Below are 25,713 nucleotides of genomic sequence, written 5' to 3' on the forward strand. Positions count from 1 at the left end.
CAGCGCGCCAGGACAGCAGCGCCCGCGCGCTGACGGTGAGACCCGATCGGCAACAGCTCCTCGTCCATGCCCCCAGCGTGGAGCCTCCCCATGTGGGAGAGTCCAGCCGTCCGCGGGCGGCGTACTGCTCGGTCACCGGGAGGTTCCGGGTTTCCCAGGCGCCGAGGTTCGGGGGGCGGTGAGCCGGCGCAGTACGATCTCGGCTGGCCCTGGGAGCTTGCGCCGCTCCAGGGCCCACGCTCCCGCTGCCGTGATCAGCCATACGCCTACGGCGTAGCCGGCCATGGCGGCACTGTGCAGGTGGGCACCGAGGCCGAGACCCCATGCGGCGAGCACGGGAGCGCAGAGGAGCGACTGGGCGAGATAGGCGGACAGCGATCGCTTCCCAACAGCGGTGACGACTGTGGCGACCAGCCCAGGACTCCGCCCGGTGATCCGGTGCCCGAGCAAGCCGAAGAGCGCCGCGTACCCGAGCCCGGCGGGAAGTCCTGTGGTCATCTGGGTGACCTCGAAGACGAACATCGACCCGTGCGGGACCGTCAGCCATCCCATGACCGCCGCGGCGTGGGGGAGTCCGCCCAGCAAGCCCGTTGCCACGCCGATGACCGCGACCCGCCGGAGCAACGGAAGGTGCCGGCCCGGCTCTTCCAGAATCCGTAGCCGGGCGGCCCAGAAGCCGAGCACCATGGAGATGGGCAGGGCCAGAGCGAAGAGTCCCTGGCCGAGGGTGACGACCGGCCAGAAGGCAAGACGGTCCGCGACTGCGGCGAACGGGTCGCTCTGACCGGCCGGGGCGGCGCCGAGGGGCAGGTACGTGATGATCTCAGGCGCCACGGGTGCCGCGTATGCCGCCGCGATTGCGGCGGCGGTCGCCAGTACCAGCAGCGCGGCGCCGATCACCGCCCAGGTCAGAAGCGTGCGGTCGGCGCGGTGGAGGAAGAGCCTGGCGAGAAGGATGCCTGCCAGGCCGTATGCGCCCAGGATGTCGCCCTGCCACAACAACGCGGCATGGGCGAACCCGAACACCAGGAGCCACAAGCCGCGGCGTCGCAACTGTGCCAGCACGCTCAGCCGATCCTGCCCGGCCGCCTGCTGACGGGTCAGGAGCTGCACCATGCCGTACCCGAAAAGGAAGGCGAACATCGGGTAGACGCGGAAATCCACCGCGACGATGCTCGCCACCTGGACACCCCGATCCAGCGTCGAGCCGCCCGGCGGATGGATGGTGCTGGGGCGTAGTTGCCTGCCCCACAGGTACCAGGGGGTGTTGGCGATGGCGATGAGCAGGAGCATGGCTCCTCTGGCGAGGTCGGGAGCCGGCACTCGCGCGAATGGCCGGACCGGCAGGCTGGTGGGCGTCAACGGCCTTCTCTTACATCGTCTAGGGGGAGATCGAACCTGCCGATGGCGAGTTCGGTCAGGGACGCGACCTGGTTCACCAGGTGTTCGATGTGCCGGACGCCGGGTGGTAGTGCGGGCAGGTCGCGGACGGGCAGTGCGGCGGCGCCCGAGGTGACGGTCACGGCGAACCCGTCGCCGCCGAACCGGAGCCTCGCCGGCGCGGAAAGCACCTCCTTGCCTGCGGCGACTAGGGCGCACACCTTGCTGCTTTCGCGTCTGTCCATCGCACCTCATTTTGTAGTCCGACTACAAGAATGTTTTTGTAGTGCCGCTACAGTCAAGTGGATGGGAGAAGGATCACAGCGGGCACAGGCGCTGTCACCGCGCTCTTCGCTCATGAAGTCGTGAGCAACAAGGCCATGGTTGTTGTGGTGACCACGGCCAGTACCACGGGCGCCACGGCGTGGGAGCGGTGGCGCCGGTGCGCGAAGTCGCGGGCGCGGAGGTGGAATCCCACGGCGCCGATCAACAGCAGCGTGAGACCGGCCGCAGCCGCGACGGCGAGCGGCTTGAACCAGAGGCCGGCGGCGAGCCCGAGCGCGCCGGCGATTTCCAGGGTGCCGATCGATCGGGTCATCGTCGGGCCGACCCCTAGTCTCACCAGGTTGGCTGTCACCGAAGGCTGGAGCCGGACCTTTTGTGCACCGGCAAGCAGGAAGACGAGAGCGACCAGCGCGCTCAAGGTGTTGGCGGCAAACGACATGGCACAACCTTTCATAGAAAAAAAGCGAACGTTCCTTCTCTATTCTTGGAAGAGCGAGTTTGTCAAGGGCGAACGTTCGTTCTACGTTGGACCCCATGGCACGCATGCCCAAGGAGCACCTCGAAGCCCGCCGCCGCCAGATCCTGGACGCCGCCCGGCACTGCTTCATCCGCAACGGCTTCCATGCCACGTCCATGCAGGACGTGCTGACCGAGGCCGAGTTGTCGGCCGGGGCCGTCTATCGCTATTTCAAGAGCAAGGATGACATCATCGCGGCGACCGCGGCCGAGGCTCTGGCCGAGGTCGCGTCGGCGTTCGAGGCGGACGACGGCGCGCGGCCGCCGGATCTGGACAACATCGTCGATCTGGTGCTGGGGGTCGAGCGCCCGCCGCTGTCCGGATCGCAGGAGTCGGCCCAGTTGCTGGTTCAGGTCTGGTCGGAGGCGCTGCGATCGCCGTCGCTGGGCACGAAGCTGAAGGAGGTCATGGCGGAGGCCCGCGGTGTGGTCGGCGGCCTCGTGGCGCGGCATCAGCAGAGCGGGCTGCTTCCCGCTGACGTCCCTGCCGAGCACGTGGCCGATGTGCTGATGGCTCTGGTCGACGGGTTCCTGGTGCGCCGCGCGGTGTACGGCTACGCGGATTCGGTGGCCTTCAGGAACGGCATGCGAGCCCTGATGTCGGCGCCCGCGCAAGCCGTTCAATAGAGAACGAATATTCGCTCTTGACGGTCACCGCGCAATCGTGCTCTTCTAAAAAGAACGATCATTCGTTCTAAGAGGGTGGGTTTGTGACCACGAAAGCGGACGTTCTCATCGTCGGCGCGGGGCCGACCGGCCTGGTGCTGGCCATCGACCTGGCACGGCGGGGAGTGATCCCACGGATCATCGACGCCGGGCGCGCCGACCACCGGGAGAGCCGGGCGGTGTCGATCGTGGCCAGATCGCTGGAGATGCTGGACGATCTCGGGCTGGCCCAGGCCGCCATCGAACGAGGCGTTCCCCTGCACACGCTGAACTTCTACCAGGGTACGACGGCTCTGGCCGAGATGGACGTGACAGCCGTCGACTCCCCGTTCCCGCTGGACCTGTGCATCCCGCAGTGGCAGACGGTCGCGCTGCTGCGCGAGCGCGCGCAGGAGCTAGGGGTCACCGTCGAATGGGGCACCCGTCTGGTCGGGCTGCGGGCCGGCGAAAAGTGCGTCGGCGTGGAACTCACTCACGAGGACGGACGCGGCGAACAGTGCGAAACCGGGTGGCTGATCGGCGCCGACGGCGCCCACAGCACCGTACGTGAGACGGCGGGAATCACCCGGCAGACGGCCGACCTGAAGCGGGGGTTCATCCTGGGCGACGTCGCCGTGGACTGGCCGCTCACGCGCGACCGCTTCCATGTCTACTTTGACAGGTCCGGCCTCGTGGCCGTCTTCCCCATGATCGGGGGCTACTGGCGCATCCTGGCCAGCACGCCGGACGACCAGCCGCCACCAACTCCAGGACTGGACGACTTCGCCGCCTACGTCGCCGAACGCACACCCCTGGACCCCCGCGTACACGATCTGCAGTGGAGTTCGTCGTTCGTGGCCCGCGAGAGCCTGGCCGACCGGCTTCGCCAGGGCCGGATCCTCCTGGCCGGCGACGCCGCGCACAGCCACAGCCCGGTGGGCGGTCAGGGCATGAACACGGGCATGCAGGACGCCTACAACCTGGGCTGGAAACTCGCGCTCGTCGTCGCCGGGCGCGCCGAGGAGTCCCTGCTGGACAGCTATCAGGCCGAACGCCGGCCCGTGATCAAGGCCGTGGTCGAGGCGACCTCGGCCACCACGAAGATCGCCACCGGCAGCACGCTGGTCGCCCGCAGGGCCAGGCGGCACGCGCTGCGCCTGTTCGGCCGGCTCAATCCCGTGCAGCAACGGCTGTCTAACGCCTTCGGCGAACACCTCGTCCACTACCGCGACAGCCCCCTCGTCTTCGAACGCTGGCACGAATCACCAGCCAGAGCGTGGAGCGACGTCGCCGGCACCGGACCCGAAGCCGGCGAGCTGGTACGAGACGCCTACGTCGAGAACCATGAGGGACCGGTGGCGCTCCGCCACATCCTGCGGACGCCGGACCACCACCTCATCTTGTTCGCGGCAAACGAGACGGACTCCGCCACCCTGGCCGCCTGGCAGGCCCCCGCACGCGAGGCGATGGCCGGGCACGGCGAGGTCCATGTCATCACCCGCGGCCACCTGCCGCACGACCCCCTGGACGGAGTCTTCGCCGACCTGCGCAGCGAGGCGCACAACCGTTACGGCGTGCGCCGGCCCAGCCTGTACCTGATCCGCCCGGACAAGTACGTCGGCTTCCGCGGCGACAACGTCGACCTCACACCCGTGAACGACTACTTCCGCGCCCTGGGCGCCGCCTGCCGACAAGACGAGGAGCTGGACACCCCGTGACACAAGAACCGACCGCCCCTAAAAGCCTGGCCGGAATCGGCGCGACCGCCTTGGGCGTGGCACTCCTGCGCGCCCAGGAAAGCAGCCGACCGGACCGGCTGTTCGACGACCCCTACGCGCAGCACTTCCTCCAGGCCGTCGATCCGGCGTACACCCCTTGGGCCGCCGGGCCTTCTCCGGCGACCGCACGTTTCCTGCAGATCATGGCCGAGCAGGTCGCCATTCGCACCCAGTTCCTCGATCGCGCGCTACTGGATGCCGCCGGACGAGGATGCGAGCAGGTGGTCCTGCTGGCGTGCGGCATGGATACCCGCGCGTTCCGGCTCACCTGGCCGCCCGGCACCAAGGTCTTCGAGCTGGACTTCGCCGACGTACTCGCATTCAAGGCAGCCGTACTCGACGGCCGCGGCGCGACCGCCGCGTGCCATCGCGTCGAGGTGGCCACCGACCTGCGCCAGGATTGGCCGCGCGCGCTGACGGAGTCCGGCTTCGATCCGCGGCGGCCGGCCGCCTGGCTGGCCGAGGGCATCCTGTACGCGCTCCCGCCCGAAGCCGCCGACCTGCTCCTCGACCAGATCACCACCCTCTCCGCCCCGGCAAGCATGCTCGCCCTGGACCACATGAAAGACTCCGAACTGCTCCGCGGCGCCCGCGCGGACATCTCCGCCGAGCTCGTCGACCTGTGGCGCGGCGGCCCCACCGAGAACCTCAATGCCTGGCTTACCCGCCGCGGCTGGCAACCCACCGTGACCGACATCGCCGAGGCCGCGGCGGCCTGCGAACGCCCGATTCCACCCGCGTTCGATCCCGCCCGCGCCGACGCCGGCCGCGGCTGGCTGGCCACGGCACACCTCCCGTAACGTCGCTAAAGAGGACCTCGACAGGCCAGCCATCGAGACCGAGTCCGACCCTTGCCTCAACACCAACCGCCGCGTTCGGGATCATGTCGGTGACGGCCGGGGAGGCGATGCTGGTGGTGGCGTTCTGCGGGCCGTTCCCGCTGGGCCCGTCCTTCGCGGTCGTGGCGCTTCGACCCGGGGGCCGCCGCGGCGGCCCCGCGGCTGGTGGCCGTCCTGGGCGGGGTCGTCGGTGTGTTGTTCGGGCTGGTCGTCGTGGCCGCCAGTGCGGTGCTTGGCGCGGAGCTGGCGGGTGGGGCCGTCCTGCCCGTGGTACTCGCTACCCTGGTGGTGGCCCCGCTGAAGCGGCGTGCCTTGGTGCTGCGCATAGATCCGGTCAGAGCCATGTCGCGCGCCTCGCTGGCCAGAGTGTGGACAAGAGCAGGCCCCGGGGTGAGGGCCCAGGACATCCTGCGTCTCGAACGCGATCTGCACGACGGCGTCCAGGGACGGCTGCTCGCGCTCGCCTTCGACCTGCGGATGGCGCAGCGGGACCTGGGCGACCCTGCGGCGCAACTAGTCCTCACCGATGCGGCAGCCGGGCTGGCGGCTGCGATCGACGAGCTACGCGCGCTGGTCAAGGGCAACACGCACGAAGTGCTGAGCAGGCACGGCCTGCGGGCGGCGCTGGCCGAGCTGACCGGCCGCATGCCCGTGCCCGTCACGCTCAACGTGCCCGCCACACGACTACCGCCGCAGGTCGAGACGTGGCGTACCTGGTGGTCTGTGATGCGGCCACCAACGCGCTCAAGCACGCCGACGCCGACACCATCCGGACACGCTTGCTCAAACGCTCCCTCGCAGCCGACGCGGCCATCACCGCTCTCAACGGATTGCTTTACGTGGTGGCCGGGCGAGCTCGTCGGCGACCTTGACATGCTCGACTGGTTGGGCCGTGATGGCGGTGGTGACCGTCAACGGCGTGCTGGTCGTGGGCAGGTTGGCCGCTGTCTGGGCGGGGGCGCTGGAGCCGACGCCGTTCTGCAGGCCATAGGTCTGCGTCGGGGCATTTGACCCGCCACCCTCAAGCCGGACGGCTCGCCAGACTTTCGGGCCGTAGTGGGTGACATCACGCATGCAGACTCGTGGTGCCGGCGACCGCAACGTGAGCCCGGACGGGCGCTCCTTCGCGCTGGCCCATCCGGGCGGGCGGATCGCGTTGTGGTGGGTGGGACCAGGGGTCGCCTCTGATGACGTACGGTCCGCCGATTCGGTGCACGATCTCTGGTTCGCCGCGGAGTCGGTGCTGCGCGTGGTGGGGGGCGATCTGTCCGCTCCTTGACACCGCCGCCGACCTCACCACCTATGCCACGAGCACAGGCGCCACTCCGAACAAGATGATTTTCTGCAAGCTCTGAGCCTGGCTCGCGCATCAGCCTGGCCGAACAGCCCTTGCCACACCGCGTGGGGGACGCGGTCGGTAGTCATCCGGGCCAGGTCCACCTTCCTGCCTGGCACGTCCCGTCCGTCGAGCTCGATTGAGCTTGTGCAGGCTTCGGAAGGGCTTGCGTCTTTAGGTCAATGTGTATACGCGGGTGGTGCCGAATATGCCGTCGGGTGATCGCCACCGAGGGATGGTTGTGCGGACGTGGTGGAATCTGCCGGTGGCCAGAAGGTAGGGCTCCTCAACGGGGTTGAAGTAGATCAGGGTGATGGGGCGTGGGTGCCTGTCGGCGGAGGCGATCAGTTGTTTCATGACGGAGGCGAAGATCTCGCCTGTGAACGGGTTGTTGAGGAATACCACGCTGACGTCGTCGGGGATGGCGTAGTCCAGGACGTCCGAGTGCACCAGTTCGATCTCATGAGCCTGCAGTGTGAGGGTGGTCGTGTCCAGGTTGGTGCGTGCGATGTCGGTGAGGTCGGGTGAGAGCTCGACGCCGATCACCCGCTTGAAGGCGTATCGGCTGGCGGCCTCCAGAACCATTCTGCCTTTACCGGAGCCCAGGTCGAGGAAAACGTCGCGCTCGTCGATGTCTCGGATGGGCAGGGCTCGGCGCAGGGTGCCCCAGTGGGCGGGGGAATAGTAGACGCGTTCAGGATGCTCAAGCCCGAAATCGCCAAGGTCGACGAACTCGGTGGTGCTGACACCAAAGCGCCAGTCGTACAGCATCCGTGCCAGCCAGCGACGCCATCCGCGCAGCCGTACCAGGAAGCCACCGCTCATCATCATGGCCTCTTCGGCGACGACGGCGCTTTCGTAGGCCGTGAGCGGTGCGCTCGTCGCGAGAAGCCCGAGCAGCAGCGGCGCCCCCAGCGTCACGGGGGGCCGGCGAACGCAGGACAGTCTGTCGCGCATCGCCGACGGGCTGAACGGATTGTCGACCAAGGTCATGGCACGCCTCCTGAGATCACGGTCGGCGCAGCGACGGATGCTGAGCCGGGACACACTCTCGTACCGTTGATCGCAGTCCGGGGCGGGCGAGTTTCACCTTGTCCGCCAACCTCCCCAACTTGCAATGAAACCTCCACCGCCCTCCCCGGCCGCTGCCCTCAAGCTTCCAAAGCCTGGGTGCCCTATTTCTCGTCGCCACCGTGCGCACTCGCCCTCTGCCCAGATGGATCGTCCGATCCTGCACAGTGGCTGTGTGTGGCCCCTAGTACGTGTGCAGCAGGTGGTCGGTACCAGAGATGGCGGGGGCTGGTGGCGCCGTGCTCGTCTTCGCGGTTGTGCAGGTCAATGAGCCAGTGCAGCACCAGCGGCCGCACGGCGATGTAGGCGTCCAGCGTGCCGGCCTCCAGGTTGTGGCAAGTCACCAGAGGTGAATGCGGACCGGTGCTGTCTGCTCAGGCGATGGCGATTAGTTTGATCAACTGCTGTCTGAACTGCTCGTAGTCGTCTACGGCGCCGAGCAGCTGATCCGAGGTGTGTTCGGCCTCGTGGGCGAGTGCCAGGGTCGCGGTGCCTGCCTCGGTGATGGTTACCGAGACGCGCCGCCGGTCGCGCTGGTCTGCCTGCTTGGCGACGTAGCCGGTGCGCCGCAGGTGCTCGATCGTCCGGCTCATCGTCTGGTCGGTCACGCGGCACAGCCCCGCCAGTTCACGCTGGGTGAGCGGCCCTTCGGCCAGGTGATGCAGGGCGATCAGGCCGGCGTGGGTCAGTCCGTGGGCGGCGAGGAAGTCATGGAAGCGCCCCTCCACCAGGCGCGCGGCCACCGACAGCAGCCGGCCGGTGGGCCAGGAGTCGATGTCGGCCACCCGCTCATTGTCCCACCTCGCGATCGTGAACCGGCTCAGGGGATCGCAGCCTCTTCGCGATCGACACTCCGAGCCAGATCATCCCGGCGAGCACGGCCACTACGAGGTATTCGATCGCTGGGATCCGGCCCACGGCCAGCACGCCGGACAGGTCGTGGCGCAAGCCGTACACCAGGAGGGAGCTGAAGGCGTAGGCCAGCCCCAGCGACCAGCGCAGCCCGCGCGTCAGACCCACGCCGTGCATCTGGGTGATGACGAAAACACCGAGGAAACCGAACAGGAACATCGGCCATGCCCCGTCCGGTCCGCTGGTCATGACGGCGACGAGTGTGCCGTGGACGGCGACGGCCAGTTCCAGGGTGAGGGTCCACCACCGGTTGGTGTGGGCGCGGGTGAGGAACAGGCTGCCCTGAAGGAGCAACAGGAACATGTAGAAGAAGCCGATCAGGTGGCCGCTGGTGGCCTCCATGGGGTGGTACCAGAAGGTGTAGACGGCTGCCCAGCTGAACAGGTAGCCGTGGTAGCGGCGAGCGAACCGCACCACCTGGGCGCCGATCGGGGCCGGTTTGCCGAAGAACATGCCGCGTCGGTGGTTCTCCATGAGCAGGACGACCACCAGCAGCAAGATCACCGATCCCTGGGAACTGAAGATGGACACGTCCTGGGCCAGGCCGTCGTAGAACAGTTGCGTCTGGGCCATGTGCAGGGCGATGAAGGCGGCGTTGACGCCGAGTGCCACCACGTTCACCGGATGCAGGCCGCGCGTGTAGCGGCGCACCCTGGTTTGCGCGTAGTAGATGAGGGCCCACAGGGCGAGCTGGTGGGCCGCGTAGGGGAGCCACGCCGACAGCCGGGTCCACAGGGTCGGCTCGGGCAGCTTCCAGTAGTACCAGGACACACCCTGGTCGGGCAGGAGCGTGACGCCGTGCAGGCGCTGGCCGAGCAGCCAGACCAGGGCGGTGGTGACCGCGCCGGCCAGCACGCCCACGGCGAGAATCCGGCCCACACCCCAATTGTTCAGCATGCTGAGTATTATGCGGATGCTCAGCCTGCTGAACAAATTCCTCCTGGAAGGCAACCGCCGGCCTGTTGGCTCCGAATAGGCGTATGTGAAGGCCTTTGTCGTGCCGTTCGACCAGGACCTGCGCGTCCGCTCACGCAGGGTGGGGCTGCTCGGCCCCGGAGCAGGAAACGCGGATGTCAGCAGAGATCGGGGTCCGCCCGCGCCCGCATTCCCGGACGAGCCCGATGTTGGGGCCGCCTTCGTCCCCCCCCAGCCGGCCATCCCAGGTCAACGTCCGCCCTCGCCCGGACTTCTGAGGAAGTGATCATGGAACGACGCAGGATCGCGGTGATCGGCAGCGGCATCGCCGGTCTCACTGCGGCCTACGTGCTGCAACGCGAGCACGACGTGACTCTTTTTGAAGCCGACGAGCGGCTCGGCGGCCACGCCCATACCCACGACGTTCCGACCGGCGCCGTGGACAGCGGCTTCATCGTGCACAACCGCCGGACCTATCCGCTGCTGACGCGGCTGCTCAGCGAGCTCGGCGTGCAGACTCGCGAATCGGAGATGAGCCTGTCCGTTTCGTGCGCCGGGTGCGGGCTGGAGTACGCGGGCGGCAGGGGGTTGACAGGGTTGCTCGCCCAGCCCCGCCTCCGGCTGCCGTACTTGCGCATGCTCAGCGAAGTGCCGCGTTTCCACCGTGCGGCGCGCCGGGAGCTGGCGGCGAGAAACGAGCGAACGGTCGCCGCGTTCGCCGCAGGCTTTTCTCCCTACTTCGACGCGCACTACCTGACGCCGCTCATCTCGGCGGTCTGGTCGTGTGCACCGGCCATGGCCCGGCACTATCCCGCCCGCTACTTGTTCGCCTTCCTCCGTAACCACGGCATGCTGTCGGTGGGCGGCTCCCCGCGCTGGCGCACCGTTGCCGGTGGTTCGCGCACTTATGTCGAGCACATTGCCAAGCAGCTGTCGGCCGTGCGGACGAGCTGCCTGGTGCGTGGGCTGCGCCGTTCGGGCGAGGGCGTGGAATTGGTCGCCGACGGCAGGCACACCTTCGCGGCCGCGGTCGTGGCCACCCATCCCGACCAGGCGCTGCGCCTGCTGGCCGAGCCGACACCCGCCGAGCGCGAGGTGCTCGGCGCCTTCACCTACTCGCGCAATGAAGCCGTTCTGCACACCGACACCACGGTCCTTCCCACGGCCGTGAACGCCCGGGCTTCCTGGAACCTGCGCATGGACTGCCGATCCGGCGCTACGCCAGGCGTGCGGGTGAGTTATGACATGAACCGGCTGCAGGGCCAGCCGTACCTGGTCAGCCTGGGTGAACCCATCGCCGAACACCACCAGATCGCGCGCACGGTCTACGAACACCCCGCCTACACCCCCGAGTCGGTCGCCGCGCAGCGGCGGCTGCCCTCGCTCAACGACGCTCGGATCGCCTTCGCCGGCGCGTATCACGGCTGGGGCTTCCACGAGGACGGCTGCCGCTCCGGGCTGCTGGCCGCTCAGGCGCTGGGCGGTGACTGGTGATCCTCTACGAGTGTGTGATCACCCATGCCAGGGCCGAGCCGGTGCGCAACGCCTTCCGCTACCGCACCGCGTTGTGCCTGGTCGACGCCGATGATTGGCCGCGCAGGTCGCCGGTCGCGCCGCCCGCGGGCCGCGGTGACCTCGACGCGTTCCTGGCCAGCCACGAGCTGGCCGCCGACCGGGTGCTGACCCTGGCCCACCACCGGCTGCTGGGCTGGGCCTTCGACCCCTTGCGGGTGCATTGGTGCTTTTTCGGTGGACGGCTCGCGGCCACGGTCGCCGAGGTGCGCAACACCTACGGTGGGCGCCACCGCTACCTTCTGCGGCCCGGCGCACGCGAGGTCGCCAAGGACTTTCGCGTCTCGCCTTTCAACGGGGTGGACGGCTTCTACCGCATCGATCTGCCGATCCCCGATGAGCGGCTCTGTTTGACGGTCACCCTGCACCGGCAGGGCAGGCCGCCTTTCGCAGCCAGTGTGCGCGGACGCAGGGTGGCGGCCATGAAGGCGCGGCACATCCTGGCGCCGATCTTCACCAGCGTTCGCATCCGCCGCCAGGGGATCGGCCTGTATCTGCGTGGGCTCACGATCCAGCCACCAGGAGTGAACCGATGACCGCCTGGTTGCGCGCTCAAGTGGCCCGGCAGCTTTTTCTGCACGTCGCCCGCCGCATGGGCCCTGCTTTGACCGGATTGCGGCTACACCGGCCCCGCGCGTTCTTCCGCCGGGTGGGCGCTGATGGGCTGATCGGGTTCGGTGAGTCCTACACGGCGGGGGACTGGGACGCCGCCGACCTGGTCGGCGTACTGACCGCGCTGGCCGGCGAGGTCGACACGCTCGTGCCGCCGTCTCTGCAGCGGCTGCGGCGGCTGGCCCTGCCGAGGGCGCCGCTGGCCGTACGCGGCAGCCCGGAGGTGGCGCGCCGCAACATCGCGCGGCACTACGACCTGTCCAACGAGCTGTTCGCATCCTTCCTCGATGAGAGCATGACCTACTCCGCGGCCTGGTTCACCGACCCGGCCACCGCGACGTGGGCCGACCTGGCGCCCGCGCAGCACCGCAAGATCGATCGGCTGCTGACGCAGGCAAGGGTCGGGCCGGGCACACGCCTGCTGGAGATCGGCAGCGGTTGGGGCGAACTGGCCATCCGCGCCGCCCGGCGAGGCGCCGAGGTGGTCTCGATCACCCTGTCGAAGGAGCAGGCGCAACTGGCCCGCGAACGAGCGAGCGCCACCCGATTCCCGGGAAAGCTGGACTTCCGGCTGTGCGACTACCGCGAAATCGACGGCAGGTACGACGCGATCGTCAGCGCCGAGATGATCGAAGCCGTCGGCGCCCGGCATTGGCCGGAGTACTTCGCGGTGCTCCAACGGCGCCTGGCCCCGGGCGGCCGGATCGCGCTGCAGGCCATCACGATGCCGCACGACCGTATGCTGGCCACCCTCGGCACCCACACCTGGGTGCAGAAGCACATCTTCCCCGGCGGCATGCTGCCCTCCATCCCCGCGATCGAGAGCCTGCTCGGGCCGTTGCACATCGTGGAGCGGCTGTCGCTGCGCGAGCACTACGCCCACACCCTGAGACTGTGGCGCGAGCGCTACACGCGGCAGCGCGACCTCATCACCAAGCTCGGCTTCGATGAGACCTTCCACCGCATGTGGACGTTCTATCTCGCCTATTCCGAAGCCGGATTCCGCTCCGGCTACCTCGACGTCTGGCAGCTCACCATGGAAAGGGGACGTCCTTGACGACGATCGCGGCCCGGGCGGAACACTCCATCGACGCGCTCTTCGGCGGAAAGCCGCCGGTGACGATCCGGTTCTGGGACGGCAGCACGCACGGCGACGGCCCGGCGCTCGAACTGCGCAGCCCCCTCGCCGCCCGGTATCTGCTGTGGAGTCCGGGCGAGCTCGGCCTGGCCAGGGCCTACATCAGCGGCCACCTCCGCTTTCACGGTGACCTCACCCAGACCCTGCGCCAGGTACGCGCCGCTCCCGCCTTCCGCCCCCGCCCGCGCGACCTGCTGGCGCTGATCCGGTTGCCTGGCGTGCTCGGCCCCCGGCCCGCTGCCCCGGCCGCGGAGGCACGGTTGCGCGGCCGGTCGCACACTCGCGGGCGCGACCGCGCCGCCATCGCCCACCACTACGACCTGTCCAACGCGTTCTACCAGCTCATCCTGGATGATTCGATGGCCTACTCGTGCGCCGTCTTCGAACCCGGCGACGATCTGGAGCGGGCGCAACGCCGCAAGCTCGACCGGATCTGCGATCGCCTCCAGGTGCGGCCCGGCATGCGAATCCTCGACGTCGGCTGCGGCTGGGGATCACTGGCCCTGCACGCGGCCCGCGAGCGCGGGGTGGCGGTCGTCGGCGTCACGCTCTCGGCTGCCCAGCGGCAGTTCGCCCTCGACCGGGCCGCCGGACTACCGGTGGACATCAGGGCGCAGGACTACCGCGACCTCGCCGACGGCCCCTACGACGCGATCTGCTCCATCGAGATGGGCGAGCACGTCGGCCAGGCAGGCTATCCGGGCTACTCGGCCGCGCTGTACCGGCTGCTGCGTCCCGGCGGCAGGGCGCTCATCCAGCAGATGTCGCGCGAGCACCGGCCCGGCGGCGGGCCGTTCATCGAACGCTACATCGCCCCCGACATGCACATGAGACCACTGACGCAGACCACGACGATGCTGGCGGCAGCCGGGTTCGCGGTGGAGAGCACCCGCTCGCTCGGCCACCACTACGTGCGGACCATCCAAGCCTGGCAAGACCGCCTCCAGGCGAACCTGCGGGAGGCAAGGGCGCTGATCGGCGCCGAACGCACCCGCGTGTGGCAACTGTACCTGGCCGGCGGCATGCTCGCCTTCGAGCAGGGCCGCATGGACGTCCATCAGATCGTGCTCAGGAGAGGCCGATGAGCGTATTCCTGTCCTGTTCGGCCTTGGTGGCTCTCCTCATGGTCATCACCTTTGAAGTGGCGATCAAGGCGGGCAAGCACGCCGTGATCGACGTGGCCTGGGGCCTCGGCTTCGCCGTCATCGCGCTGGCGGCCTTCGTGCAGGGCGGCGGTGACCCGCATCGCCGGGTCCTGCTGCTTGTTCTGACCTGCCTGTGGGGGCTACGGCTGGCCCTGCACCTCGGCCGGCGGGTCGCCGGCAGCGGCGAAGATCCCCGCTATGAGGCGCTCCTGGCCAAGGCCCCGGGCAGCCGCAACGCCTACGCCTTCCGGATGATCTACGTGACGCAAGGCCTGATCATGTTGTTCGTCTCACTGCCCGTCCAGGTCGGCATGACCACGACCGGGCCCGTCGGCTGGCTGGGGTGGGCGGGCGTGGCGCTGTGGCTGGTCGGGTTCGTCTTCGAAACCGTGGGCGACTGGCAACTGGCCCGCTTCCGCGCCGACCCCACCAGCAAGCAACGCGTGCTGGACACCGGTCTGTGGCGTTACACACGCCACCCCAACTACTTCGGTGACGCCGTCATCTGGTGGGGACTCTTCCTCATCGCCGCCGAACGCTAGCCCGGCGTCCTGACCCTCCTGTCTCCGCTCGTCATGACGTACTTCCTGCTCGCCAAGACCGGCAAGCCCCTGCTGGAGCGGCGGCTGTCGGCCACCCGGCCGGGGTACGCCGACTACGTCCGCCGCACCAGCGGCTTCATCCCCCTGCCGCCCAAGCGCGGATGATCGAGGAACTCTCTGCTCCCCTGTCGGTGACCAACTCGCGGGAGCCTGCCCTACACGCAGGTGGGAAGACGCAAGCGGGGTTTTCACGCGCGGCAACCCACCTCATGGGGTACGGGCGCGATGCCGGCGCCGGCCATATCACGGTCGCCGCGATCCCAGGGGATGCTGACATGGTCATCGTCGTGACGGGCGGTACCCGCGGCATCGGCCGCGGGCTCACCGAGCAGTTCACCAGCACGCTGAGCGGGGGTTTCGCCGCCGGCGGTGCTGCTCTGATTGGCACCTTGACGCTTCTGTCCGGATGAGTGCCTAAGCGCTTGGGGCCGCACCAGTTAACGCGGGACCAGCAGAATACGGTTCCGTCCGCCACGCCATGGCGTCGTCCTGTTCAACCCAGCCAGCCGACATCCCACAGTCCTCATTGAGCACACGGTCCAACGCCGTGTAGGCGAGAATACGAAGATCCTCGAGGTCGCGTACGAAGCCGAAGCTGTGGTGGAAGGAATTGCAGCGCAGGAACCACATGATCTCGCGGTCGCCGATGCGCATCGTGTCCGACAGCCGGAACCCGAGGTTCTCGACATACCAGCGGACGGTCTTTTCCGGGGTGGGCGTGTTCATCAGCACGTGCGAGAGCCGTACCGGAAATGGACTCGCGCTCTTCGATCCTGCGGTGCGCGCGGACCGCGACGACCCGCCCCTCGTTGTCGAAGAACCGCACGCCATAGCCGCCGCCCGGTGTGTCCGGTACGCGGGTTCGTGGACGAGCCGCACTCCTTGACCGATCAGCCGCTCGGTCAGGGTGTCCACGTCGGCAGGGCTCGCGGAGCCGAACGCGATGAGGTCCGTGCGCTTCTGGTCGTCCTCGCGCAGCCGGACGACATACAGCTCCGGTGAGCCCTCGGCGGCGAGAAAGGAGACCCCCGCGTCATTGGCCGTCTCCGTCAGCCCCCACGTCTCCCGGTAGAACGTGCGTTGCTCGGCGAAGTTCGGCATCGCGATGTCGACGTGCCGCAGGTATGTGATCAGCCCGGTGGCGGACCTGTCAGTTCCTTTGCGTAGATGGTGGGCCGAGCCGGTCGGCGATGGCAGGATGGGGCCGGTTCCCATGTGCCCGCCGGGAAAGAGCCGGGCGGTCTTCGGGTCACCGTGCTCAAGGGCGAGGTGGATGTCCGCGGCGGCGTTCTGCTGGTCGTCCTTTCCGTTGACCGTGCGACCTGGGGGCGGATCTCGGCGACCCGGCCGGTGAGCGGCGCCAGCAGTTCTCCCATCCGCGGGGCGAGGCCGGCCTCAGGAAGCACGTCGGGCCGTACCCCGTTCTCGGTGAGGAAGACGTAGGCCTGGCCCGCGGAGATCGGCACCACTCCCGCCTGGTGGACGGGACCGGCGAAGGTGTGGATGCCGGTGGCCCAGCCGGGACGCGGCACGAGGGCCCGCCAGACCATCTGGCCGTGATAGCGAATCGGGGTAGGACGGCCGATGAGGTCACGGACGACGGAACGGATGCCGTCGGCGCCCACGAGCAGGTCGACGGTACGCGCCGTCGCGTCGGTCAGTTCCGCGACCACCTGACCGTCGCCCTGGTCCAGGTGGGAAACGCTGAGCCCCATGGCGGATCCGCGCGCCGAGCCGGAGCGCCTCGGTGCGCAGGATCCGGTGCAGTTCTGAGCGCGCGATCCCGGCCGATCCGGCGCGGGAGCTCGATCGGGTTCGCGACCCCGTCCGCGTCGACGTTGGTGATGACCCGCATGCCGTATCCGGTGGCCAGGCACTGATCGGCCAGCCCGAGACCGTCGAGCGCGCGAAGCGACGGGCCCGGAGCCCAGGATGACCTCATGCTCGTCGAATCTCTTGCGGCGGGCGTATGACGGCGGCGTCCACGGCCCGGCGAGCGGAGGCGCGCGTTGCAGGCCAGCTATGCGAACGGATCCCCGACACCTCCAAGGCCATGGTCTATCGGCACGTCGACCTGCTACGCCACGACCGAGCCGTCCTCGACGCCGATGCACTCACGGCCATGACACCCGACGACCACCGGCGCACCTTCGCCACCGCGATGGCCGTCCTGGTCACGAATTCAACGCCTACCTCGACCGCAAGGATGCCGACCCGGTGACGGACCTCATCGGCTACCGGCAGCACGCCGTCTGGCTCACCCGCGGCGAACTGGAAACGATGATCAGCGAGTTCCGTCGCGTGATCCTGCCCCTGATGACCAACCAGCCAACGCCGGACCGCACACAACATCTGCTCAGCCCGATCTTCTTCCCGGTCGAACAGCCACCCACCGACTCCGAATAGGGCTCAGATTCGTCCTGCTCGTACTCCTCTCGAGCGGGTCACCGCTGGCCGGCCCTCCGGGCCGCTCGGAGCGCGGCGTAGGTGTAGGCGCTGCGGCCCGGGCCCGTTTTGCCGCGTTGACCCCGATCGGGGGATCACCGTAGGGCTTCGCTCTGAGCGTGGCGGACGTCCGTACAGACCAGGAGCACGATCCCGCCGACGAATATGACGATCAGAGACAGGATCGCCTGCCGGTAGGAGCCCGTCAGGCTGACGATCACCGAGAAGGTCAAGGGTGCGATCCAGGCGGTGCCCTTGTCGCACACCGCGTACAGGCTGAAAAACGTCGTCTCGTGACCCCAGGGGATCATCTGGGAGTAGAGGGACCGAGCGAGGGACTGCGACCCGCCGACGACGATGCCGATCACCACGCCGAGAACAATGGCCTCCCACAGCTCGCGCAGGGCCCAGAACGCGTAGATCACTATGCCGCACCACAGCAGCAGCGTGATGAGCAATGTCGCCTTGGCGCCGAGGCGCACGGCGACGACGGTCCACAGGACCGAGCCGCCCATCGCGACGAACTGGATGGCGAGGATCAACATGAACAGGAACGGCGCCGCCCGCCCCGCGTCGCCGACGAACAGCTCGTGGGTCAGGTAAACCGACGCCAGGCCGGTCACGCCGGAGATCGCGTCGGTAATCAGCAGGTAGGAGATGAGATAGCGCCGCGCGTGGGGCATGCGGCGCAGGGTGCGCAGCGAGTCGCGCAGCCCGCCCCGCACCGCGGTCCGTCCTCGGTCGTGGTCGCGTAGCCCTCGAATGGCATACCAGCCGAATCCGGCCCACCACAGCCCGGCGGCGAGGAAGCACAGGCGCACCGCGGTGGCCCTGTCGATGCCGAGCGCGGCGTCGAACTGAAGCACTGCCAGATTGACGGCCATGATCAGGCCGGAGCCCAGATAGCCGAGGGCGAACCCTCTGCCGGAAGTCTGGTCCCTGGCCTCGGGCGGGGCCAGGTCCGGCAGGAAGGCGTTGCAGACGACGTCGGTGGCGCCGAAGACGAGGTTGCCGATCACGAACAGCGTGCCCGCGTAGGCCCAGGCCGTCCCGCCCGTCGTCGCCAGCATGAGGGTGATCACGGAGCCGAGCGCGCACGTCCAGCCCAGCAGGCGCCGCCGCAGCCGGCGCGTGTCCGCGACCGCCCCGAGCAGTGGCAGGCTGACGACCTGGATGGCGGAGGCCGCCGCCATGGTCAGCGCGGGAAAGGCTTCCGCCGAGACCTGCCACGCGCCGATAGAGAACAGGGTCGCGCGCCCCGAACCGGCGGCTTCCACAGCCAGCGCCAGAAGCCAGGGCCCGATGAGGACGGTGACGACCGGGCCGACCCAGCCGTGGTTGGCCCAGGAGTAGAAGCTCCAGCGGGTGACCTCGTCGTCAAGCGCTCTCAAGGCCGGTGAACCCCTCCGCCGCTGATGCGACGAAGATCGCTCTCGCTCAGACCCACCTGGCCCATCAGCAGGTCACGTTCTGTCCGGTACGGCGCAGCGGCGTCCTCATCGTCGAAGAGAGCCCACAGCTCAGCGAGCTCGTGCAGAACGTGGACCACCCGTACCGGTATGTCCAGCAGGCGCCACAGATCCAGAGCCTCGGCGTAGAAGTCGCGGGCGGCCTTCAGATCGCCTCGGCTCCGGGACACGGCGGCCAGCGTGGTCAGCGCCCTGGCCATCCCCCACGGGTCGGAGCCGAGCCTGGCGCGTTCGAGAAAACAGCCTGGCGATCCCCTCGGCCTCCTCCAACCTGCCCCGCGCCGCGGCGGCCCCTGCCATGTCGCCTCCACCGTGAGCGACGCTGGCCAGATCGCCCAGCTGATTCAGGAGCAGACCGGCACGATGCAGGCACCCCTCGGCGTCCTTGAAACGACCCTGCCTGCAGTAGATCAAGCCGACGTATTTCAGCGCCCATATCTCTAGCAGCACCGCCCCGCTGCGGTGAAAGCCACGCCGCGCCGTCTCGAACAGGGACAGATAGTCGCCTTCCTCCCCGGCCATCCGGCGGACGGCCGCCTCTCGAGCAGCCGCGAGTCCCACCGTCAGTGGGTCTCCACCGGGCTCGTCCACGGGGTCTCGGACGGCGGTTTCCGGTGATCTCACCTTCTGATAGGCGGCGAACGTTCTGGCGGCGTAGTCGATGCTCGCGGCGTAGTCGTCGCGTCCCGCTTCGGCGTCCATCAGCAGGCCCAGCATGGTCGCGATGCCCTGCTGGTCCGCGCACCGTTCGGCCGCTCTCAACCCGGCCGACAGCGTGTCCACCAGCTGCCCGTAGCGTCCTCGCAGCTCAAGGTAGGTCGACATGCGCTGAGCCAGCGGCCAGGCGAGCTCGCCGGCCTGGTCCAGCACGTGGAACAGATCAGCGCAGACCTCCTCGAACCAGATCGTCGCGTCCCGCCGCACGGCGGTGAGCACCTCATCCGGCGGGTGCCATCGCGCTTCCGGTTCCGGATCCAGCCCTACCCAGTGGCCGAAGGTGGAGTCAGCCGCCACGGCCAGAGCGAACCACCCGTTCGTCACCCGGGGGAGCACCTGCTGGTCTTCTGCGGTGGCCAGCTCGCGCGCGACCAGCCGGACGAGATCGTGCATGTGATAGACGGGACCGGTGATGTCACGTCCGGCCGGCTCCACCAGGTGCACCTCCACCAGGTCCTCCAGAAGCCTTTCTCCATCGGAGGGTACGAGCGCGCAGGCCGTCCACCACGGGAAACGGTGGCTCGCCTGCAGCGCCAGGCGGCGAAAGAGCCGCTGGTGTTCGGCAGACAGCCCGGCATAGCTCTCCCCGATGCCGGCCCGCACGCTCACATCACCCAGTTCGAGCCAGTCGAGTCGGCCGCGGGCCTCGCTCAGCCGCCTGGCCATGTCCTCCAGTGCCGCATTGGACCGGGACGCCAGGCGGGCACCCACGATGTGAATGGCCAGGGGGAGCCCGCCGCAGAGCCGTACGATCTCACTCGCCGCCCGATCCGTGCTCGCCGCACCTGCGGTGGCCCCCAAAAGCCGGATGCCGTCATCGGCGGAGAGCACCCGAAGCGGAACGGGCCGCAGTCCTTGAACACCGGTCAGCCGCCGGCGGCTGGTGACGATCGCTCCGCACCCTGGATGCTGGGGCAGCAGGACGCGGAGCTGGCTCTCATCGGCCACGTCATCGAGCAGCACCAGCACCTTACGGCCGGCGAGGGAATCGCGGTACTGATCCTGCAGCTCCTCCAGCCCTCGAGCGGCCGGGCTGGGCGGCATGCCGATAGCGTGCAGGAAGCGGGCCAGCACCGATTCCACCGCTGTCTCCGGCCCCAGCCTGGCGTAGAGCTGCCCGTCCGGAAACGCCGTTCGCACCTGATTGGCCAGCCGTACGGCAAGCGCGGTCTTGCCGATGCCGCCAGGCCCGGTGATGGCAGCGGCGGGGCAGGCGGCACCGGACCTGAGGAACCGGGTCAGCTCCTTGATCAACCAGTCGCGGCCGACGAGCTTGGAGAAGGCCCAGGGCAGCTGCTGCGGGATCATCCTGATGGACCGCTCGGCTGCCGTATGGCCTAACAGCAGGTCACGATGGAGGGTTTGGAGGTCGGCGGAAGGCTCGATGCCCATCTCCTCGGCCAGTTGCCCGCGTAACGTACGGAAGGCCGCGAGCGCGTCGAGCCGTCTGTCCGCCTTGCTGAGTGCCAGCATGAGGTGCCGGGCGAAACGCTCGTCCAACGGGTGGTCGTCCACGATCCGGTTGAGCTCGGGGACGAGGTCGCCACCCTCACCCAGGGCGAGGTCCAGATCGATCCTGTCGGCCAGCGCGGTGAGCCGCATCGCTTCGATCCCCGTCGCGGCCTGCCGCACACGCTGGCTCGGGACATCCGCGAAGGCGTGACCGCGCCACCTGGCCAGCGCGCTCCTGAGCAGTACCAGCGCCTGCCGCGGGTGGCCCTCGGAGCGGCGCAGGCGGGCACCGGCCACGTCGCTTTCGAACTGTTTGAGGTCGATGCACTCGCAGTCTGCCCTGAGCCGGTAGCCCGGCGGGGACGTCTCGATGACCGACGGCGGCAGCGCGCGCCTCAGGCCGGACACCAGGCCCTGGATCTGCACTCGGCACGAGCGGGGAGGTTCGTACCCCCAGAGCGCATCGACCAGGTCCTCGATGGACACCGCGAAACCCGTGCGCAGGATCAGCAGGCTGAGCAGGGTGCGCTGCTGGCTGCCTCGGATGGGTGCCACGACGCCTGCGTGCTCGACGACGACCGGGCCCAGGACGCGAAAGTACAGCTCCTCTGGCGGCATCGGGCACCTTTCCCCGTGGATCCCATCGCGCGTATCTGACATCGGGATATCCACGGCGTCAACCCTCTTCGACGCCCACGGCTGACATCGACGTGCGTCTCCGTCCTGGTCGTCCCTGATGCGTCAGGGCCGGTTAACACCGTGATCGCTGACAGGAGGGCTTCTTTCATAGCGATTTCTTAGCGGTGGATGACATCTTCGCCGATAGATCAACCGGCACTCCACGCGAGTAGAGCTGCCTCGACGGAACGCCCTTTCGTGTCGATCAAGAAGGAAGTGATCTACCTATGTCCCCTCTGCGCGCCCTGCGAGTGCTGGCCTTGGCCGGCATCGCGGCGAGCGTCGCCACCCTGCCGGCGTCGGCCACGGCAGATGCGGGCTTCTCGCCCCGTGGCCGGCTCGCTCTTTACTCGGCGTCCGGTGCGGCCGTGATCAGGATGTCCTACGCGCACTGCACGACGTCGGTCGGTCGCGGGTACTCCTCCGCGACGAGTTTCGACAACGCTCCACTGCCCGGCTGCAAGGCGCAGCTCCGCAACGCCGTGGGCGGGACATGGACGCTGTGTGTCGGCCGCGGCCTCATCCCACCCTCCTTCCAGCACAACGCAACGGTCCGCATCGTCACGGGCAACGCCCCCGCGTGTCAGCTCACGACTTCCTGAGGAGAACATGACCATGACAAAGCGCCTGGCCATCATCGTCCTGACCGTCGCCGCTGCTGCTCCCGCGCTGGTCGCCAGCACTCCGGCGGCGGCGCAGGCGCAGGCTCTGGCTTGCGGGTGGATCGAGCGGGCCGCGCCAGCGAAGGTGGGCAATTATGTCAAGAGCGCTGTGGCTACCGCCGGTTGCGCGCGGGACGAGCACTTCACCTACAAGCTGCAGCGCCAGCACTGGTACGGCTGGGAGAACGTCGACACAGCGGACTGGTGGGGTAACGGCAGCGACACTCTGGCGTTCTACTGCCGGGGCAGCGGCAACTACAACTACCGGGTCCGCTCCGAATCCAACAAGAGTGTGATCATCCACCACAGCAACGACCGCAACATCTCCTGCTGACCTTTCCTGAGGCGCTTGTCCTGACGAGAGTCAGGGCAAGCGCCTTGGCATGTGGTCTCCCGCACCCTGGAAGGCGGGAACCTCGGCTACAAGACCGAACGATCCGAAGACGGCCCGCCGCCGGAACGGGACGCTGACGCCCTTCCTCGTCCCGGAACACGGGTCCCGGGCTTGTGGTCACTGGTCGCCTTGCCAATAGGCGACAGTTGATTACGCGAGGTCGCCAGAGCGGCACCCCACCCGACGCGCTCGACGCTGGTGGGACGGATCCATGTCTCGGCGCTCGCCGTATCCACCTGCGTCTGCTCGCTGATGTCAGGACCTGGATCACATGGACGGTGACGGAGGTCAGGTCGAAGTCCTTGGCCACCTGGCCGATAGGCCGGTCACCTCGCTGGCACAGCTCGACGATCTCGGCTTTGAACTGACGGGTGAACGAGCGGCGAGGGCGCGATTTCTTCTTCCCCATGCTCTCCATCATTGAGATTCCTTCCGGGGACAAGCCCCTGATCTCGGATGTCCGTCAAACCGGATCAAGCCCAGTCATCAGAGAGGCGCTCTGCCATACATTGACTCGGGAAATCTTGCTCTGGCCTCGCACCGGACCAGGGATTCACACCCGGCACGATGGTGCAAGCCATGTGGTCGTGCTTACAGCCTGACCTGGCCACAATCGCGAGTTCGGTCGGCCGCAACCCCGTGGGGGACGGTTTCGCCGGAAAATGCAAGCCTCGAATGATCGCGAATCACGATTTATCGTAAGAACTCCCCCACCGGCGGATTCGTCTCGCCGGTGAAGCGCCACAGCACGCGTACCACCACCAAGTCCGGGATGATCCGCGAACGAAGGGTGTTACATGCTTTCTCGCTTAACCACGTTACTCATCGCCGTCGCAACGACAGCAGCACTCATCGCAGCACCCGCGCAGGCCCGGCATGTCTGCACCGGAGCCCCGGGCCACGTCCAGAGCCCCGTGGAGATCGACCGCTCCCAGAACTGCGGCTCCGCCACCCCGGCGATCACCATCAACTACGGTTTCGCCGACGGGACCATGCAGTTCCGCGACAAGAACCTCAACGGGGTCGTCGACAACCACGACGACGTCTCCTTCGTCCCCGACCAGTTCAGCGACCCGCACATCATGTACGGCACCACGAAATACAAGCTCACCGAGGTCCACTACCACTTCGACGCCGAGCACAAGTTCCAGGGCCAGGCTCAGGCCCCGGCAGAGGCCCACTTCGTCCATGCCAGCGCTTCCGGATCCACCGTGGTACTCGGCGTCCTCATCGACGGCGTGAGCGTCCCCGCTTCCGACGCGCACGACCATCCCCTCACCGGCGTGCCGACCACGCTGGGCGACAGCTGGAGCATCGGCTCGGTCAACCTCGCCGGAATGCTTCCCGCCAACAAGGCGAGCTTCCGCTACTCCGGCTCGCTCACCTCCTCCCCCTACACACCGGTTCACTGGGTCGTCTTTAACGACCACCTCGAAGCCACAAGCAGCACCATCACCCAGGTGAAAGCACCTTTCGGGGCAGCCGGAAACAACCGCAGCCGACAGAACGTGGCACCGAGGATCTACCCCGGCAACCCCTGACGGACAGGTACGCTGACAGCACCGTCCGCCGATCAGCGCACTCACACCTGCGAGAAGTGCGCCCCACCCGAAACAGCCTGTCGCCCGGGCCAACTCCTCCCGCGACACTGGCAAGGACTTGCCGCGCCGACGGAGATGGCGCGGATTTCGCGGAAGCTGTAGCACCACGTGATCCGGGCGCCGCCCTGGTGGGTCAGGCGCGGCGGGCAGACGGCCTCGACGAGCAGCCGGTTGAGCAGGCGTGGCACCTCGTCCGTGGACGGGGCGGCGAAGAACTCCGTGACGCGCATCCAGGCGCACGCTCCTGGCCGTGAAGGACATGAAGCGGCCAGAGCCGCGAGGCCCCCGAACTCGCGGCTCTGGCCGACCGACTAACCGCCCACGACCTGGTGCTGGAGACGCAGGTCGGTACGATCCATCCGAGCAAGGCAGGGGGAGCGCCCGAAAGCTCCAACCATCGAAGAAGACCGTGCGGTAGGGCGTACGCACCCTCGGCACAGGGGGCGCGACGGCTGCGGCAGGCGAGATCCAGTTCTTCGACGGACGAACCACAAGATCCCCGGTTCCCAGCTCCCGGGACCTTCCCTTGCTTGACTACGCCAGGGCTACCCTTTCAGGTCAGGAGCAAGGTCTTACCGATGACGTCGCGGGCGGCCATCGCGGCGTGCGCGTCGGCGGCGCGCTCCAGTGGCAAGGCCTGCCCGATGACCGGTCTGATTCGTCCTGTCGCGAGCTCGGATAGGGCCTGGTCGGCCAGCCGCCGCCAATCGCCTGGGGCGATCTCATCCTCAACACCGCGCAAGACGACCCGGCGACGCTCCACTTCGTGCGCATCGAGGTCGGTGACGGCCCCGCTGGCCGCGCCGTAGGAGAAGAACCGCCCGCCGTCGGCGGTCACGCCGAGAGCGGCTCGGCCGAGCTGCCCGCCCGCACCGTCGAACACCACGTCCACGCCTGCGCCGCCGGTCGCCTCACGCACCCGCTCAGCCCAGTCGAGTTCGGAATAGTCGACCGCCACATCTGCGCCCATCTCACGAACATGGCGCAGCTTCCGTTCGCCGCGGGCGGCGCCGATCACGTGCGCGCCGGCCGCGTGGGCCAGCTGCACCAACCACACGCCGAGGCTGCCGGCCGCCGCGTTTACCAGCACCCGCTCTCCTGGTCGCAGGACGGCCTTCTCGGCCAGGCTCAAGGCCATCAGGCCGTCGTGCAAACCCGCCAGAGCTTCCGGCAGGTCCAGCTCGTCCGGGATCGCGTACGCCTCACTGACCGGTGCCGCGGCGCGCTCCGCGCACCCCCCGCCGGCATATTCGCCCTCCTCGGCGGTGCCGGCGACGACCCGTCGTCCGAGCCAGCCGGGATCCACCTTCTCGCCTACCGCGCTCACCGTGCCGGCTACCCCGGTACCAGGGACATACGGGGGGTGCACGGTGAAGTACTCGCGAAGCGATCCGCTCCGGAGCTGCGTATCGAGGAACAGGACCTCCGCCGCGGACACGTCCACCACGACCTGTCCGGCCCCGGCCACCGGGTCGGGCAGTTCGGTGGTCACCAACACCTCCGGGCCACCGAAGCGCGTTACCTGGACCGCCCGCATGCTCCCTCACCT

The 25,713-nt window shown here is 68.3% G+C and carries 27 protein-coding genes and 1 pseudogene; 16 read left to right on the forward strand and 12 right to left on the reverse strand.

The annotated features are described in order from the left end of the window. Window positions 1-132 precede the first annotated feature (132 nt). The 3 genes from ACFWYW_RS39215 to ACFWYW_RS39225 all read right to left on the reverse strand — a co-directional run bounded on the left by ACFWYW_RS39215 (window position 133) and on the right by ACFWYW_RS39225 (window position 2,104). Complete coding sequence (locus ACFWYW_RS39215; RefSeq protein WP_379616273.1) at window positions 133-1,293, reverse strand: DUF418 domain-containing protein; 1,161 nt, start codon at window positions 1,291-1,293, stop codon at window positions 133-135. 65 nt (window positions 1,294-1,358) lie between these two features. Next, the gene (locus tag ACFWYW_RS39220; protein WP_379616271.1) at window positions 1,359-1,625 is read right to left on the reverse strand and encodes a hypothetical protein; all 267 of its coding nucleotides are present in this window, start codon (window positions 1,623-1,625) and stop codon (window positions 1,359-1,361) included. Window positions 1,626-1,735: 110 nt separating this feature from the next. Further along, window positions 1,736-2,104 (reverse strand): DoxX family protein, encoded by a 369-nt coding sequence (locus ACFWYW_RS39225; protein ID WP_379616269.1) that lies wholly within the window; start codon window positions 2,102-2,104, stop codon window positions 1,736-1,738. Window positions 2,105-2,199: 95 nt separating this feature from the next. Here ACFWYW_RS39225 and ACFWYW_RS39230 point away from each other — a divergent pair, with 95 nt between their 5' ends. The 5 genes from ACFWYW_RS39230 (at window position 2,200) to ACFWYW_RS39250 (ending at window position 6,722) form a co-directional block, all read left to right on the forward strand. Further along, window positions 2,200-2,808 carry a TetR/AcrR family transcriptional regulator gene (locus ACFWYW_RS39230; RefSeq protein WP_379616267.1) on the forward strand — a complete coding sequence of 203 codons (609 nt, stop codon included), beginning with the start codon at window positions 2,200-2,202 and terminating at the stop codon, window positions 2,806-2,808. Between the two features lie 83 nt (window positions 2,809-2,891). Continuing rightward, window positions 2,892-4,544 carry an FAD-dependent monooxygenase gene (locus ACFWYW_RS39235; RefSeq protein WP_379616265.1) on the forward strand — a complete coding sequence of 551 codons (1,653 nt, stop codon included), beginning with the start codon at window positions 2,892-2,894 and terminating at the stop codon, window positions 4,542-4,544. Next, window positions 4,541-5,404, forward strand: a complete 864-nt coding sequence (locus ACFWYW_RS39240; protein WP_379616263.1) for an SAM-dependent methyltransferase — start codon at window positions 4,541-4,543, stop codon at window positions 5,402-5,404. The genes ACFWYW_RS39235 and ACFWYW_RS39240 overlap by 4 nt, the downstream gene beginning before the upstream one ends. 231 nt (window positions 5,405-5,635) lie before the next feature. Continuing rightward, window positions 5,636-6,454 (forward strand): histidine kinase, encoded by an 819-nt coding sequence (locus ACFWYW_RS39245; RefSeq protein WP_379641211.1) that lies wholly within the window; start codon window positions 5,636-5,638, stop codon window positions 6,452-6,454. 61 nt (window positions 6,455-6,515) lie between these two features. Continuing rightward, complete coding sequence (locus tag ACFWYW_RS39250) at window positions 6,516-6,722, forward strand: hypothetical protein (RefSeq protein WP_379616259.1); 207 nt, start codon at window positions 6,516-6,518, stop codon at window positions 6,720-6,722. 231 nt (window positions 6,723-6,953) lie between these two features. On the opposite strand, the gene ACFWYW_RS39255 is transcribed toward ACFWYW_RS39250, so the two are convergent. The 3 genes from ACFWYW_RS39255 to ACFWYW_RS39265 form a co-directional block, all read right to left on the reverse strand. Next, window positions 6,954-7,772 (reverse strand): methyltransferase domain-containing protein, encoded by an 819-nt coding sequence (locus tag ACFWYW_RS39255; RefSeq protein WP_379616257.1) that lies wholly within the window; start codon window positions 7,770-7,772, stop codon window positions 6,954-6,956. 452 nt (window positions 7,773-8,224) lie between these two features. Beyond that, window positions 8,225-8,635, reverse strand: coding sequence for a MarR family winged helix-turn-helix transcriptional regulator (locus ACFWYW_RS39260; RefSeq protein WP_379616255.1), 411 nt, complete (start codon window positions 8,633-8,635; stop codon window positions 8,225-8,227). A gap of 4 nt (window positions 8,636-8,639) precedes the next feature. After that, complete coding sequence (locus tag ACFWYW_RS39265) at window positions 8,640-9,659, reverse strand: hypothetical protein (protein ID WP_379616253.1); 1,020 nt, start codon at window positions 9,657-9,659, stop codon at window positions 8,640-8,642. Window positions 9,660-9,965: 306 nt separating this feature from the next. Here ACFWYW_RS39265 and ACFWYW_RS39270 point away from each other — a divergent pair, with 306 nt between their 5' ends. The 6 genes and pseudogenes from ACFWYW_RS39270 (at window position 9,966) to ACFWYW_RS39295 (ending at window position 15,156) form a co-directional block, all read left to right on the forward strand. After that, entirely contained in the window at window positions 9,966-11,171 is a 1,206-nt protein-coding gene (locus ACFWYW_RS39270; protein WP_379616251.1) for an NAD(P)/FAD-dependent oxidoreductase, read from the forward strand. Continuing rightward, a complete protein-coding gene (locus ACFWYW_RS39275) occupies window positions 11,168-11,785 on the forward strand; it encodes a DUF1365 family protein (RefSeq protein WP_379616249.1) in 618 nt (205 codons plus the stop codon). Before ACFWYW_RS39270 ends, ACFWYW_RS39275 begins: the two co-directional genes overlap by 4 nt. Next, complete coding sequence (locus ACFWYW_RS39280; RefSeq protein ID WP_379616247.1) at window positions 11,782-12,918, forward strand: class I SAM-dependent methyltransferase; 1,137 nt, start codon at window positions 11,782-11,784, stop codon at window positions 12,916-12,918. Before ACFWYW_RS39275 ends, ACFWYW_RS39280 begins: the two co-directional genes overlap by 4 nt. Further along, the gene (locus ACFWYW_RS39285; protein WP_379616245.1) at window positions 12,915-14,084 is read left to right on the forward strand and encodes a class I SAM-dependent methyltransferase; all 1,170 of its coding nucleotides are present in this window, start codon (window positions 12,915-12,917) and stop codon (window positions 14,082-14,084) included. Before ACFWYW_RS39280 ends, ACFWYW_RS39285 begins: the two co-directional genes overlap by 4 nt. Before the next feature lie 38 nt (window positions 14,085-14,122). Further along, window positions 14,123-14,851, forward strand: a pseudogene (locus ACFWYW_RS39290) (DUF1295 domain-containing protein). A 170-nt stretch (window positions 14,852-15,021) separates the two neighbouring features. Then, window positions 15,022-15,156 (forward strand): hypothetical protein, encoded by a 135-nt coding sequence (locus tag ACFWYW_RS39295; protein WP_379641212.1) that lies wholly within the window; start codon window positions 15,022-15,024, stop codon window positions 15,154-15,156. A gap of 4 nt (window positions 15,157-15,160) precedes the next feature. Here ACFWYW_RS39295 and ACFWYW_RS39300 read toward each other — a convergent pair whose 3' ends face one another. Next, window positions 15,161-15,847 (reverse strand): VOC family protein, encoded by a 687-nt coding sequence (locus ACFWYW_RS39300; protein WP_379616241.1) that lies wholly within the window; start codon window positions 15,845-15,847, stop codon window positions 15,161-15,163. 29 nt (window positions 15,848-15,876) lie between these two features. Then, window positions 15,877-16,461, reverse strand: coding sequence for a hypothetical protein (locus tag ACFWYW_RS39305; RefSeq protein ID WP_379616239.1), 585 nt, complete (start codon window positions 16,459-16,461; stop codon window positions 15,877-15,879). A 338-nt stretch (window positions 16,462-16,799) separates the two neighbouring features. On the opposite strand from ACFWYW_RS39305, the gene ACFWYW_RS39310 reads away from it, so the two are divergent. Both ACFWYW_RS39310 and ACFWYW_RS39315 read left to right on the forward strand, forming a co-directional pair. Then, on the forward strand, window positions 16,800-16,967 hold the full coding sequence (locus ACFWYW_RS39310; RefSeq protein WP_379616237.1) for a hypothetical protein: 168 nt from the start codon (window positions 16,800-16,802) through the stop codon (window positions 16,965-16,967). Next, a complete protein-coding gene (locus tag ACFWYW_RS39315) occupies window positions 16,964-17,152 on the forward strand; it encodes a hypothetical protein (protein WP_379616235.1) in 189 nt (62 codons plus the stop codon). The genes ACFWYW_RS39310 and ACFWYW_RS39315 overlap by 4 nt, the downstream gene beginning before the upstream one ends. A 134-nt stretch (window positions 17,153-17,286) precedes the next feature. Here the strand turns inward: ACFWYW_RS39315 and ACFWYW_RS39320 are convergent, their stop codons facing one another. Further along, window positions 17,287-18,582: an MFS transporter gene (locus tag ACFWYW_RS39320; protein ID WP_379616233.1), complete on the reverse strand. Its 1,296-nt coding sequence runs from the start codon at window positions 18,580-18,582 to the stop codon at window positions 17,287-17,289. A gap of 129 nt (window positions 18,583-18,711) precedes the next feature. Then, window positions 18,712-21,447 carry a BTAD domain-containing putative transcriptional regulator gene (locus ACFWYW_RS39325; protein WP_379616231.1) on the reverse strand — a complete coding sequence of 912 codons (2,736 nt, stop codon included), beginning with the start codon at window positions 21,445-21,447 and terminating at the stop codon, window positions 18,712-18,714. A 287-nt stretch (window positions 21,448-21,734) separates the two neighbouring features. Between ACFWYW_RS39325 and ACFWYW_RS39330 the strand changes: the two genes are divergently transcribed. The 3 genes from ACFWYW_RS39330 to ACFWYW_RS39340 all read left to right on the forward strand — a co-directional run bounded on the left by ACFWYW_RS39330 (window position 21,735) and on the right by ACFWYW_RS39340 (window position 24,104). Then, window positions 21,735-22,109 carry a hypothetical protein gene (locus ACFWYW_RS39330; RefSeq protein WP_379616229.1) on the forward strand — a complete coding sequence of 125 codons (375 nt, stop codon included), beginning with the start codon at window positions 21,735-21,737 and terminating at the stop codon, window positions 22,107-22,109. Between the two features lie 7 nt (window positions 22,110-22,116). Further along, a complete protein-coding gene (locus tag ACFWYW_RS39335; RefSeq protein WP_379641213.1) occupies window positions 22,117-22,503 on the forward strand; it encodes a hypothetical protein in 387 nt (128 codons plus the stop codon). An 857-nt stretch (window positions 22,504-23,360) separates the two neighbouring features. Then, window positions 23,361-24,104, forward strand: coding sequence for a carbonic anhydrase family protein (locus ACFWYW_RS39340; RefSeq protein WP_379616225.1), 744 nt, complete (start codon window positions 23,361-23,363; stop codon window positions 24,102-24,104). A 41-nt stretch (window positions 24,105-24,145) separates the two neighbouring features. On the opposite strand, the gene ACFWYW_RS39345 is transcribed toward ACFWYW_RS39340, so the two are convergent. Both ACFWYW_RS39345 and ACFWYW_RS39350 read right to left on the reverse strand, forming a co-directional pair. Beyond that, complete coding sequence (locus ACFWYW_RS39345; protein ID WP_379616223.1) at window positions 24,146-24,394, reverse strand: hypothetical protein; 249 nt, start codon at window positions 24,392-24,394, stop codon at window positions 24,146-24,148. 323 nt (window positions 24,395-24,717) lie between these two features. Beyond that, window positions 24,718-25,701: a zinc-binding dehydrogenase gene (locus ACFWYW_RS39350; RefSeq protein WP_379616221.1), complete on the reverse strand. Its 984-nt coding sequence runs from the start codon at window positions 25,699-25,701 to the stop codon at window positions 24,718-24,720. Window positions 25,702-25,713 lie beyond the last annotated feature (12 nt).

Origin of the sequence: Nonomuraea sp. NPDC059023, assembly GCF_042740095.1 — a bacterium.
Lineage (GTDB): Bacteria > Actinomycetota > Actinomycetes > Streptosporangiales > Streptosporangiaceae > Nonomuraea.

Bases quoted from the DNA above. Each gene is read 5' to 3' on its own strand.
- ACFWYW_RS39220 (WP_379616271.1), bottom strand. From the start codon at position 1,625: ATGGACAGACGCGAAAGCAGCAAGGTGTGCGCCCTAGTCGCCGCAGGC.
- ACFWYW_RS39330 (WP_379616229.1), top strand. From the start codon at position 21,735: ATGTCCCCTCTGCGCGCCCTGCGAGTGCTGGCCTTGGCCGGCATCGCG.
- ACFWYW_RS39255 (WP_379616257.1), bottom strand. From the start codon at position 7,772: ATGACCTTGGTCGACAATCCGTTCAGCCCGTCGGCGATGCGCGACAGA.
- ACFWYW_RS39345 (WP_379616223.1), bottom strand. From the start codon at position 24,394: ATGCGCGTCACGGAGTTCTTCGCCGCCCCGTCCACGGACGAGGTGCCA.
- ACFWYW_RS39350 (WP_379616221.1), bottom strand. From the start codon at position 25,701: ATGCGGGCGGTCCAGGTAACGCGCTTCGGTGGCCCGGAGGTGTTGGTG.
- ACFWYW_RS39270 (WP_379616251.1), top strand. From the start codon at position 9,966: ATGGAACGACGCAGGATCGCGGTGATCGGCAGCGGCATCGCCGGTCTC.
- ACFWYW_RS39295 (WP_379641212.1), top strand. From the start codon at position 15,022: ATGGTCATCGTCGTGACGGGCGGTACCCGCGGCATCGGCCGCGGGCTC.
- ACFWYW_RS39310 (WP_379616237.1), top strand. From the start codon at position 16,800: ATGGTCTATCGGCACGTCGACCTGCTACGCCACGACCGAGCCGTCCTC.
- ACFWYW_RS39335 (WP_379641213.1), top strand. From the start codon at position 22,117: ATGACCATGACAAAGCGCCTGGCCATCATCGTCCTGACCGTCGCCGCT.
- ACFWYW_RS39250 (WP_379616259.1), top strand. From the start codon at position 6,516: ATGCAGACTCGTGGTGCCGGCGACCGCAACGTGAGCCCGGACGGGCGC.
- ACFWYW_RS39340 (WP_379616225.1), top strand. From the start codon at position 23,361: ATGCTTTCTCGCTTAACCACGTTACTCATCGCCGTCGCAACGACAGCA.
- ACFWYW_RS39215 (WP_379616273.1), bottom strand. From the start codon at position 1,293: ATGCTCCTGCTCATCGCCATCGCCAACACCCCCTGGTACCTGTGGGGC.
- ACFWYW_RS39265 (WP_379616253.1), bottom strand. From the start codon at position 9,659: ATGCTGAACAATTGGGGTGTGGGCCGGATTCTCGCCGTGGGCGTGCTG.
- ACFWYW_RS39325 (WP_379616231.1), bottom strand. From the start codon at position 21,447: ATGCCGCCAGAGGAGCTGTACTTTCGCGTCCTGGGCCCGGTCGTCGTC.
- ACFWYW_RS39305 (WP_379616239.1), bottom strand. From the start codon at position 16,461: ATGGGGCTCAGCGTTTCCCACCTGGACCAGGGCGACGGTCAGGTGGTC.
- ACFWYW_RS39230 (WP_379616267.1), top strand. From the start codon at position 2,200: ATGGCACGCATGCCCAAGGAGCACCTCGAAGCCCGCCGCCGCCAGATC.
- ACFWYW_RS39225 (WP_379616269.1), bottom strand. From the start codon at position 2,104: ATGTCGTTTGCCGCCAACACCTTGAGCGCGCTGGTCGCTCTCGTCTTC.
- ACFWYW_RS39280 (WP_379616247.1), top strand. From the start codon at position 11,782: ATGACCGCCTGGTTGCGCGCTCAAGTGGCCCGGCAGCTTTTTCTGCAC.
- ACFWYW_RS39300 (WP_379616241.1), bottom strand. From the start codon at position 15,847: ATGCCGAACTTCGCCGAGCAACGCACGTTCTACCGGGAGACGTGGGGG.